Source organism: uncultured Shewanella sp. (genome assembly GCF_947495455.1).
Lineage (GTDB): Bacteria > Pseudomonadota > Gammaproteobacteria > Enterobacterales > Shewanellaceae > Shewanella.
The window spans coordinates 1-10,385 of record NZ_CANLZC010000148.1 but is presented as its reverse complement, the minus strand read 5'-3'; the positions used below and the strand labels follow the sequence as shown (position 1 = coordinate 10,385).

Here is a 10,385-nt window from a genome sequence, read left to right as displayed (position 1 = left end):
GTTCCCAAATAAAATCAACTTCCTGGGAATCACCTGTGAGTAAAAAAACTGGGGATTCATCAGTCACGGGTATATAACATCCACTGTTGTTGATGATGAAAAGCCGAGAGGTGCTCGGCTTTTCATTGTTTATTTATAATCTAGTATGTTTATAATGTGTTGCTTCAATTAACGCTTGTAATAATATAAAACTCATATTAATAGCTGCCCACTAATGATGGTGGCAATGAGTAATAAATAAAGAGAGCTGACGAAATAAGCCACACCGAATAAGTTTTTACTGATTTTTTCAGCTTGAAAAGAATTAAAAAGGCAAGTTGAAAAAATGGATGAATTGTAACCATTCTTGAAGAAGTTCTTGTCTATTCGCTTGAATAAAGTGAATTTGAGTATCGGGTTTAGCTTGTGCGAGTTTAGGTAAGTCAACTCTTGCTACGCTACCTATTTTGGCATATCCGCCTAATGTTTGTCTGTCATTTAATAAAATAATAGGCTGTCCATTGGGGGGAATTTGAATAGCACCGTAAGCAATGGGCTCTGAAATTAAATCTTGGTTTAGGGCGGAGATGACAGGACCTGTCAGCCGACATCCCATGCGATCACAATAGGGACTGACGGTATAGGGAGAATGATAGAAAGTGTGTTTATCTGCAGCTGAAAATTGCGCTTCTTGATAGGACTCTATTACTCTTAATGTGACAGCACTTGGGTAATGAGGACGAAACTGCGACGGCACGATATGGTGCATGTGCGAGTACGGCATTTTTTGATTGTTAAGTGTCCCTGCACCGTTTAATTTATCCCCCTGTTTGAGCGCGACTAGGCCTATCTTGTCTCTAATGACGGTGGCGGCACTGTTAGCGACTTTAGGGGTATCAAAACCCTGTTTAATGGCGAGGTAACTGCGCAGTCCGTGTTCTGGGTAGCCTAGGCTGAGTATTTGATTTTTTTTGAGTCTAAAGGTTTGCCATGGTTTAAGGGGAATGTCATCAATTTTTGCTCTGCAGTCTGCACCTGTAAGACTACAGAGCAGATCATCATGTGCTTTAAAGCTGGCTTGACCTAATGTCACTTCAATTTGCGAGCATGCCATGGCATTATTGAGCAGGTAGTTGGCCCAGCAATAGGCATGAAGATCAACTGGCCCACCTTGAGAGAGTCCATGTTGTGATACGCCAAAGCGACCTAAATCTTGTATTTGGCTCAATGGACCTGGGTTGATGACTTCTAATGCTTGCAAATTTGGTCTCCATTTAAACTTGACTTTATCACCAGCCATTAAATAGCCCATGAAGGTGACTATTGAGCAAAACAATTTTTTTCTATATGGCCTTCATAAAGCTAAAAATCTTCACGTATATGTGTGTTGTAATCAAATTTAAACTTGACTCAAAAAAGACTTAATCGTTTGAGTGCTGTCATTTCCAATTTTTGTCAATATGCCCTCCTAGGGCTAAAAAATCTATACGAGTGATGGGGTTAAACTTGACTCTATCACCAATCGTAAAGGGGCTCATGGGGGATGATGTGATATCAAAGAGGGTTAATGGACAATTACCAATGATATTCCAGCCCCCAGGAGTATTATTAGGGTAAACGGCGGTTTGTTGTTCTGCAATACCGACGCTGCCTGCTGGAATATTGAGTCTAGGTGAGTCTCGTCGAGGAGTGGCAATTTGAGCGTCGACTTCACCAAGAAAGGCAAACCCAGGAGCAAAACCAATCGCATAAACATGGTATTCTTTTTGGGAATGGTATTGAATAATTTCTTTTTGAGTCAATTGATGGTGTTGAGCTAAATGAGGGAGATCGAGTCCGACTTCCCGGTGATAATACACAGGAAGCTCATGCAGGCATGATAAGGTTTTTTTTTGTAAAGATGAATGTGTTTTTGTCCATCTTTGTAGCTCGGCATCGATGTCTTCATACTTAAGTTGCGAAGCGCGGTATTGGATGAATAAACGTGTGTAAGAAGGTGTGATTTCAAGGATGTTTTCTTTGATGATATTAGGGAAAAAATCACTTGAAGAGCCTGGTTTGAGCAGCTCCACTAGCTGCATGATGATTTTAGTGATGGACAAATCAATTTTGTCATCGAAGTTGATGATGAGACTATCTTCTGTGATAGGAGCAAGGGTTATCATCTTTTCTATTTCTGTTTCATCCTATTGTGTTATGGGTTGAGGATTTTATGAATAGCAGCGATTTCTGCGACAGAAGTTTTATTATCGCTATGAACACATAGAGTATCCGCATGTAAGTCAATAATACGGTCTTCATGGGTTTTTACAAAGCCTTGGCTTAAGTTTAAACTTTGTTGTTTAATTTGTTCGGGAGATGATAATAGCGCGGCTGGATGGGAACGTTTTAGGAGCAATCCCTGATTGTCATAGGCTCTATCGGCAAAAGCTTCTAATATTAGTTCAACGTTATGATATTGAGCGATGGCTTCATAGGGAATATTATTAATTGTGCTTTGAATGACTAATTTAAGAGGGATAGTTAAGTTTGAGTTGATTTTAGACAAGGTACGTATGATGGTTTCATAGACCTCGATTTTGGTCATCATATCAAGATGTAATGCACCGTGAGGTTTGACGTAGGTCATCTCTGTTTGTTGTATTTGACAAAGTATCATTAGCGCGCCACATTGGTAGGCAACCAAGTGATCGATTTCTGCTAGTGTATGAGGAATACTTCTTCTGCCAAATCCTTGTTTGTCATGATAACTAATATGCGCACCAATGAGCGTATTATGGGTTTTAGCTTGGTTAATCGTATCAGCCATGATATCGGGATCGGACGCATGGAATCCACAGGCAATATTGGCCATATCAATCCATGGCATTAAGGCATGGTCGTCACCCATTTTCCATATACCATAGCTTTCACCCATGTCACAATTTAATTTCATAGTATACCTATACCTTTGTGATATGCAGTTTGAGTTGCCATTCTATTGCTTTTTATAGTAAATGTGACAGTAAATATGTGAGCATAAAAAGACAGGATCTTTACCTAACTTGGCACTCAATATAATGATAGATTAAAAATATTGATCACTTAATATTAAAGTGTTTCATTTTTTTGTGATTTTGTAGCCAGTGTCTTGTGATTAAATTTTACATGTACGTTTAGTTAGCCTGTGAATCGAGTTGTATCACAATATGGGCACGTCTATCAATTGTCTATCAATTTACCATGTTTGAAGCGGTAATGAGAGAAGGGATCATTGTGATGGTTAAGTGTGATGCTTAAGTCAGAATTAATGCTGCAGACAGTCGAAATTAGGCGTTATCAGTAGTAGAATCATTTCATCGTGTATCGGTAAGGTTATGAAATGAGTCAAGTGTTAAACGAGTTGCTGTCTTTATTGTCTTTGGAGCGGCTTGAGGAAGGACTGTTTCGAGGTCAAAGTCAAGATTTAGGGTTTGGACATGTGTTTGGTGGGCAGGTGATGGGACAAGCCTTGAGTGCGGCCAAGCAAACGCTTAAAACTAACAGGCAAGTTCATTCATTGCATTCTTATTTTTTACGCCCTGGTGATGAGCATTTACCGATTATTTATGATGTGGAAATTATCAGAGATGGAGGCAGTTTTAGTGCCAGACGGGTGAAGGCGATTCAAAAGGGACGGCCTATTTTTTATATGACTTGCTCTTTTCAAGCACCTGAAATAGGCTTTGAGCATCAAGATGAAATGCCCAATGTTGCGGGACCTGATGCTTTATTAAATCAGCAAGACTTAGCCTTAACATTAAAAGCGCAATTGCCTCAATCTGTGTTTGATAATTTACGGCGTGAGTCCCCTCTTGAGATGCGCCTGCTGGATCCCATGAATGATCTGACACCGAATAAGAAGCCCGCTAAGCGTTATGTATGGCTGCGAGCGAACGGAAAAATGCAGTGTGATCTGTGTATGCAAGATTATTTATTGGCTTATGCTTCAGATTTTAATTTTTTGGTGACAGCATTACAGCCTCATGGAAAATCGTTTTTCACACCGGGCATAAAAATGGCGACCATTGACCATGCCATGTGGTTTCACCGTCCATTCGATTTAAGTGATTGGGTGTTATACAGTGTCGATAGTCCTAATGCCTGTGGAGGAAGAGGGCTGGTCAAAGGGCAGTTTTTCAATCAGAAAGGGGAGTTGCTGGCTCAAGCGACGCAAGAAGGTTTAATTCGAATGAAGTCCCTAACATAACGTATTATTTAAGAAGGATAATTATGTCAATTATACAAAAAAGTGTCATATTAATGGGAGTATTACTCTTATCTGCGTGTGTGACGGTAAAACCACCAGAGCCTGTTGTTGTGAACGGCGCTGCGGGATATTTAGAAGATATTAATTTGCCCCAAGGAAGTAGTATTGTTATTGCTATTATTGACTTAGATAAAAAAGGGACGATTATTGCACAAAAAACCTTTAATATTGCCAGAGTGCCTGTGCCATTTAAGTTTACTTTACCTGCAGACAGCATTGATTCATCGATTAATTATGGTGTGGTTGCGATGATTTTATATCAGAATCAAGTAATTTTTCAGACCTATGATCAATATCCTGTGATCAATAATGGTAAAAATACCACTGAAGTGATTATGAAACCTGTGATGGTAAAAAGACGCTGATCCTTTTCAATTGATGTTTGTTTAAACAAGATGTATTTGAAATGGGGGCTTAATACTGCGCCCATTTTATATGTCATCTTATTTTACCTTTGATGTTTCAAAGCATAAGCAGAGTAGCCGATTAAGGCTCTCGTGCTTCGTGTTTGACTTTTTTGAGGGTGAATTTTATTCGCGGTAAAACGTGACTCGGCTTAAATATTAATGACGGCAGTGAGTATGCCTAAAATGGTTAATGCAATCCCAATACTTAATAATCCTTCTCGAATAGACATAATCTCTCCTTAGATTGTAATGACGTCTTAATCGTCATCTTTTTCTGGTATCTTTCGCTGTTATTCCATTTTATTAATTTAGAACACTCTAACATTGTAGTTGGATTTTGCTGACTTTGCTGACATAGAGCTGTGAAAGATGAGCTTTAGATTAGTTGTTGCCGATTTTTTTCAGTGTGGAATAGGCTATTCTTCATAGGGACTTAATTGAAAAGGATTGTTGTCAATGAAAAAACATGGATTATCGATAGGGATTGAGCGAGTGGATAATGACTTTTTCTTATCTTTAAAAGCCATTGGTAAGCTTACTCATGAAGACTATTTACACATTACGCCAATGATTGATTCCGCCTTAAAGGAAGTTTCCCATCCAAAAGTGAAAGTCTTGGTAGATGCTTATGAATTAGAAGGTTGGGAAATGAGAGCGGCTTGGGATGACTTTAAGTTGGGACTGAAACATGGTAGTGAGTTTGAGAAAATAGCTATCTACGGTGATAAACGATGGCAAGAAATTATGGCGAAAATGGGGAATTGGTTCCTATCTGGAGAAATAAAATATTTCGATGATATTGGTTTTGCACTGGAATGGCTAAATAACTAATGGACAAAGCGCTTCAGCGACAAAAGGCAAAAATAAGCTGATTGAAATGTTTAAAGGTCTTGAGCGATGTAAATTGTGATCTTACTCATGGTTTTTAGGTAACGGCGGTTATGGGTAGAGTGACTTTGATATAGATCAAATTGATAATGTGTATTTACAGGCATGCTTCATCCATTAATAAAAACTGTAAAAATGCAGTGATAAGGATGAAATGATGAAAAAAAATAGGCTTACAAATACGGTAACTATTGGACTCATTGCACTGGGATTATCGGCTTCGGCGAATGCCACTCAAGCGGGTGATATTATTGTTCGTGCAGGTGTGGCTGTGGTTGCTCCTAATGCGTCGAGTCAAGATGTGGCTGGCAATGGTGAATTTGATGTCAATAGTGATACGCAATTAGGCTTGAATTTTGCGTATTTGTTTACTGACAATATTGGCATTGAATTATTAGCGGCCAGTCCTTTTAGTCATAATATTTCATTACCTAATATTGGCAATATTGCTGAAACTAAACAATTGCCTCCGACACTGGTCGCGCAATATCATTTTGGTGATGCGGCATCAAAATTGAGGCCTTATATTGGCATAGGTATCAATTATACCAATTTCTATGATACAAAATTTACTAATGATCTTGATGGAGCATTAACGGATATTAGTTTGTCAAATTCATGGGGGATTGCAGGGCAAGTGGGTTTAGACTACCAATTGACTGATAAATGGTTACTGAACGGTTCGATTTGGTATGCTGATATTGATACCGATGCGAGTTTTAAGCTGGCGGGTGAGTCTGTCACTATTGATACAAACATTGATCCTTGGGTATATATGATCAGTGTGGGTTATGTGTTCTAAATCGTATACTTCAATGCGGCTTTAACATTGAGAGATAAACAAAAAAGGCACTGATGTACCTTTTTTGTTTATGTTCAGCATTGGACCCTTTAGAAGATCCCTTAGCGACATAAGACTATTTGATTGGTATAAGTGACTATGATAGTGAATATGGCCCATATTAAAGCCCACTATTATACTTGCCATAAAATGAGCAACACCACAGGTATTATTCCTATGAGATCTTTGTCAGTATTCTAAGTGTTTCGTTTTTAATTGTTTATATTTTATGCCAATCAATGAGTAAAGATTATGCCAAAAAATATTAGTGAATATCTTGTCGAATAAACAGGGGAGTATTTGCTTCTCGTATGATATTTTTATTAATGTTATTCCAATTCAAATTGGGATAACGATGTGCGAGCATGGCAATATCTCTGGTTGATTTATCATTGACGATCCAGTATCCCAATGCCATAAGCGGCACGCCAAACAGATTTTTTCCTTCATAAACGGGCTGAATAGCATATTCTCCAATATAAGTGATCTGTCCAGCGTTAGCATGAATTTTTAAAGAAAAGGGCTCCTTGGATTGCCAAGATGTGAAGCTATAACCATATGTATTGGTCATGTTTGTTTGATATATTTCATATTCGCCCGCTGGTACTAAGTAAGCAAAGATATTGCCTGAGTTTTTTTGTTCTTTAAAGTCAAAGTCATATTTTCCAAATGGTACATTTTTATCCACTTTTCCTCTAATGATATTGTTATAGGGGATTGGCGTTTTAAGTGAACGGAATGACAAAGACCAAGAGTCAAAACTCAACAAACCATTTGCCCGTGATAAAGAGCCAACAATTAATGCATAATCACTATTTATTGAATGAGTGGCAATGCTAGAGGGTAATTCAGGCCGAGCGGTACAACCTGATAATAAAGTGAGTAAAAAAAACAGAGATGAGCAGTATTTTATCATTGTATTTAATCCATTAAATCACACTGTTGTGTTATTCATTTTAAGTCAATTAATATTTTTGCTATAAAAAGCAGCGGGATAGTAATACTGAAACTGGTAGTAATCAAGCAAAATAAAATGATTGTATTTTATTTGAGCGCCTTGTCATCCAACATGTCTTTATCGAAGATATGTTGCAAAAGCTGTTGCAAAAATTCCCGTGAGGCCGCTGTCAGTATTTTAAGTGTGTTGTCTTTATTTGAGCACACTGTCATTTAATACGTCTTTATCAATGAGCTGTTGCAAAAATTCCCGTGAGGCCTTTGTCAGTATTTTAAGTGTGTTGTCTTTATTTGAGCACACTGTCATTTAATATGCCTTTGTCGATGAGCTGTTGCAAAATATCTCGGCTGTTTTGGCGTAAGGTATCTCTTAGCAGGCGAGCGGCGGGAGTAATAGATTGGCGGCTAGGGAAGATAAGCCAAAGCTCTGTGGGTGTTGGAGTAAATTCTGGCAGTATATTAATGACTTTTTCTGAGAGTAAATCATTTGCCATATCAAGGCAGGATTTGAGGGCAATTCCCTTACTGGCGACGCACCAGCGACGGACAAGATCGCCATCATTTGACGCATGTTTACCGCTCATTTTGATTTTAATGTTCTTTTTTGATTGAGAACTATCTTTGATTAAATTATTCGACAATAAGTCGCTTGCGGGTAAGGGGGAGTGATCTGTGGTGCTTTGATATGAGAAGTCCCATACATCATTGATGATATCTTGCAGCTGATAAAAAAGGCCATTGTGAGAGGCCAAATCTTGGGGATGATTTGGCATGCCATGGGCCTCTATATAGTCAGGTGTTGCACAGAGTAGGCGAGGGACATTGCAAATTTTAAATCCGTAGACATTGGCATCATTTGGAGAACCATATCTTAGGGCCATATCCACAGCGTCACGGTAAAAGTCGATGTTACTGTCGCTGATGTTGGCTCGTAGATGGATGTTGGGATGCGCATCCATGAAAGTATCGAGCCATGGAATGACAAGATTTCGGCCTAAATCTGAAGACAAGGCTATACGCAGTTCCCCATCAATAATATCGAGATCATCTTTCATGTTGAGTTTAGCTTGCTCAAGCATATCCAGTGCTTGTTGACATTGAGGTAAATAGCGCTCGCCGGCACTGGAGAGTCTGAGATGTCTTGTGGTGCGAATGAACAACTCTGCACCTAAGGTTTTTTCGACTCGCTTAATGGCCACACTGGCCGTGGCGGTACGCATGTCTAAATGGGCTGCTGCGGCTGTAATACTGCGAAACTCGGCGATTTTCAAAATGATTTGTAGATCTTCAATGAGCATATTATCTAATTATTTTTGGTAAAGTTTCAATAATTATCCTGTTTAATGGGAGTAAATCAAGTTCTATACTGCTTACATTCAATATTCACTCTGAGAAAAGTCATGAAAGCTATCGGATATCACCAGGCCTTACCTATCAATCATTCAGAGGCGTTAGTGGATGTTAACATTGCACAGCCCATTGCTACAGGAAGAGACTTGTTGGTTAAAGTACAGGCCATTGCGGTGAACCCAGCAGACTATAAAGTACGATTGACCAGTGAGCCAACAGGGCAAGTACCTAAGGTTTTAGGTTGGGATGCAGTCGGAGAAGTCATTGCGACGGGGGAAGGTGTGACCCAGTTTCATCCCGGGGATTTAGTCTATTACGCAGGTGATATCACGCGTCAAGGGAGCAATGCAGAGTATCAACTTGTTGATGAACGCATTGTCGGTCTTAAGCCTAAGAGTTTGTCAAATGCTGAAGCGGCGGCATTACCCTTAACCACAATTACCGCTTGGGAATTGTTGTTTGAGCATTTAGGCATTAAGCAACAGGCTATCAATACGTCAAAAAAGTCAGATGAGATCATTTTAGTGGTGGGAGCGGCGGGTGGTGTTGGATCTATGTTTATTCAGTTGGCTAAAACTTTGACTGGAGCGACGATTATTGCCACGGCTTCTCGTGACAGTTCAAAAGCTTGGGTGAAAAAGTTGGGCGCAGATTTCATCGTGGATCATACTCAGTCACTCACAGCTCAAATCGACGAGTTAGGCTTAGGCGGGGTGACTCATGTGGCAAGCCTAAATAGCACTGAGACTTATTTTTCCACTTATGCTGAGCTGCTGGTGCCTTTTGGGCGAATCGCCATTATTGACGATCCTCAATCTCTTGATGTGACTCAACTTAAATTAAAAAGTTTATCGCTGCACTGGGAATTTATGTTTGCTCGCTCTTTGTTTAATGCTAGCGATCTACAGGAACAAGGACAGTTACTGAGCCGCGTGTCCGATCTTGTGGATCAAGGCTATATTCAAACGACCTTAGGTCAGCATTTCGGCCGAATTAATGCCAAGAATTTGATAGCAGCTCATGCCGCATTAGAAGCGGGTAGCGTGATAGGAAAAATTGTTTTAGAGGGGTTTTAATAGTCTGCGTAAGTTACGAATGATTATTAAAAGTGGCTTTAAATCGTTAGGAATAATAATGGATAAAAAAATCACTTTAGGTGTGACCGATCTGTCTTTTCATCGTGTGACTGCATCGCTGTTAACGCATCTATTAAATGACATGGGATTTGAGGTGCAGCGCCAGTATTCCCCTCATCAAGAAAATTTTCAAAAGTTGAAAACTGGGGAAGTGGATTTATTGACGTCTGCTTGGTTGCCATCGAGTCATGGCATGTATAAAGAAGATGTTGAGCAGGTGGTGTCATTAACAACTCTGGGTTTGCACTATGAGCCTTATGCACTATGGGGCGTACCCGATTACGTTCCACAGGCCGCAGTGTCTCAGGTATCAGATTTATTAAAGCCTGAGGTTATTTCAAAAGTGAACCCCATTATTCAAGGTATTAATGCAGGGGCTGGGATCAGCCGATTTTCGGTGGCGATGATGCAAGCCTATGGATTGAGTGAGGCTGGGTATACTTTTTTAACGGGCACAGAAGAGGTAATGCCGATCATTTAACGATTTATTGATCGGTTGACTGATCGTTTAAATGCGTCAAAATCCGAGTCCTATCTCT

Annotated in this window: 11 protein-coding genes; 6 read left to right on the top strand and 5 right to left on the bottom strand. The window is 39.6% G+C overall.

Features of this window, described 5'->3' with window-relative positions; all coding sequences use genetic code 11:
* Window positions 1–304: 304 nt before the first annotated feature.
* The 3 genes from Q0791_RS23275 to Q0791_RS23265 form a co-directional block, all read right to left on the bottom strand.
* Entirely contained in the window at window positions 305–1,240 is a 936-nt protein-coding gene (locus Q0791_RS23275) for a biotin-dependent carboxyltransferase family protein (protein WP_299011618.1), read from the bottom strand.
* 178 nt (window positions 1,241–1,418) lie between these two features.
* On the bottom strand, window positions 1,419–2,144 hold the full coding sequence (gene pxpB, locus Q0791_RS23270) for a 5-oxoprolinase subunit PxpB (protein ID WP_299011616.1): 726 nt from the start codon (window positions 2,142–2,144) through the stop codon (window positions 1,419–1,421).
* A 29-nt stretch (window positions 2,145–2,173) separates the two neighbouring features.
* The gene (locus Q0791_RS23265) at window positions 2,174–2,914 is read right to left on the bottom strand and encodes a 5-oxoprolinase subunit PxpA (RefSeq protein ID WP_299011614.1); all 741 of its coding nucleotides are present in this window, start codon (window positions 2,912–2,914) and stop codon (window positions 2,174–2,176) included.
* A 426-nt stretch (window positions 2,915–3,340) separates the two neighbouring features.
* On the opposite strand from Q0791_RS23265, the gene tesB reads away from it, so the two are divergent.
* The 4 genes from tesB to ompW all read left to right on the top strand — a co-directional run bounded on the left by tesB (window position 3,341) and on the right by ompW (window position 6,364).
* Window positions 3,341–4,207 (top strand): acyl-CoA thioesterase II, encoded by an 867-nt coding sequence (gene tesB / locus Q0791_RS23260; RefSeq protein ID WP_299011613.1) that lies wholly within the window; start codon window positions 3,341–3,343, stop codon window positions 4,205–4,207.
* A 23-nt stretch (window positions 4,208–4,230) separates the two neighbouring features.
* Complete coding sequence (locus tag Q0791_RS23255; RefSeq protein ID WP_299011612.1) at window positions 4,231–4,632, top strand: YbaY family lipoprotein; 402 nt, start codon at window positions 4,231–4,233, stop codon at window positions 4,630–4,632.
* Window positions 4,633–5,130: 498 nt separating this feature from the next.
* Window positions 5,131–5,505, top strand: a complete 375-nt coding sequence (locus Q0791_RS23250) for an STAS/SEC14 domain-containing protein (RefSeq protein WP_299011610.1) — start codon at window positions 5,131–5,133, stop codon at window positions 5,503–5,505.
* Window positions 5,506–5,716: 211 nt separating this feature from the next.
* Window positions 5,717–6,364, top strand: coding sequence for an outer membrane protein OmpW (gene ompW / locus Q0791_RS23245; protein ID WP_299011609.1), 648 nt, complete (start codon window positions 5,717–5,719; stop codon window positions 6,362–6,364).
* Window positions 6,365–6,668: 304 nt separating this feature from the next.
* Here ompW and Q0791_RS23240 read toward each other — a convergent pair whose 3' ends face one another.
* Window positions 6,669–7,319 carry a hypothetical protein gene (locus Q0791_RS23240; RefSeq protein WP_299011607.1) on the bottom strand — a complete coding sequence of 217 codons (651 nt, stop codon included), beginning with the start codon at window positions 7,317–7,319 and terminating at the stop codon, window positions 6,669–6,671.
* A 328-nt stretch (window positions 7,320–7,647) separates the two neighbouring features.
* Window positions 7,648–8,658, bottom strand: coding sequence for a LysR family transcriptional regulator (locus Q0791_RS23235; protein ID WP_299011606.1), 1,011 nt, complete (start codon window positions 8,656–8,658; stop codon window positions 7,648–7,650).
* A 102-nt stretch (window positions 8,659–8,760) separates the two neighbouring features.
* Here Q0791_RS23235 and Q0791_RS23230 point away from each other — a divergent pair, with 102 nt between their 5' ends.
* Entirely contained in the window at window positions 8,761–9,786 is a 1,026-nt protein-coding gene (locus Q0791_RS23230) for a zinc-binding alcohol dehydrogenase family protein (RefSeq protein WP_299011604.1), read from the top strand.
* Window positions 9,787–9,844: 58 nt separating this feature from the next.
* Window positions 9,845–10,327: a glycine betaine ABC transporter substrate-binding protein gene (locus Q0791_RS23225; RefSeq protein ID WP_299011603.1), complete on the top strand. Its 483-nt coding sequence runs from the start codon at window positions 9,845–9,847 to the stop codon at window positions 10,325–10,327.
* Window positions 10,328–10,385: the final 58 nt, after the last annotated feature.

What these genes read in the sequence shown, in the direction of transcription:
- pxpB (WP_299011616.1), bottom strand. Translation starts at nt 2,144, where the DNA reads ATGATAACCCTTGCTCCTATCACAGAAGATAGTCTCATCATCAACTTC.
- Q0791_RS23265 (WP_299011614.1), bottom strand. Translation starts at nt 2,914, where the DNA reads ATGAAATTAAATTGTGACATGGGTGAAAGCTATGGTATATGGAAAATG.
- Q0791_RS23230 (WP_299011604.1), top strand. Translation starts at nt 8,761, where the DNA reads ATGAAAGCTATCGGATATCACCAGGCCTTACCTATCAATCATTCAGAG.
- tesB (WP_299011613.1), top strand. Translation starts at nt 3,341, where the DNA reads ATGAGTCAAGTGTTAAACGAGTTGCTGTCTTTATTGTCTTTGGAGCGG.
- Q0791_RS23240 (WP_299011607.1), bottom strand. Translation starts at nt 7,319, where the DNA reads ATGATAAAATACTGCTCATCTCTGTTTTTTTTACTCACTTTATTATCA.
- Q0791_RS23225 (WP_299011603.1), top strand. Translation starts at nt 9,845, where the DNA reads ATGGATAAAAAAATCACTTTAGGTGTGACCGATCTGTCTTTTCATCGT.
- Q0791_RS23235 (WP_299011606.1), bottom strand. Translation starts at nt 8,658, where the DNA reads ATGCTCATTGAAGATCTACAAATCATTTTGAAAATCGCCGAGTTTCGC.
- Q0791_RS23255 (WP_299011612.1), top strand. Translation starts at nt 4,231, where the DNA reads ATGTCAATTATACAAAAAAGTGTCATATTAATGGGAGTATTACTCTTA.
- Q0791_RS23250 (WP_299011610.1), top strand. Translation starts at nt 5,131, where the DNA reads ATGAAAAAACATGGATTATCGATAGGGATTGAGCGAGTGGATAATGAC.
- ompW (WP_299011609.1), top strand. Translation starts at nt 5,717, where the DNA reads ATGATGAAAAAAAATAGGCTTACAAATACGGTAACTATTGGACTCATT.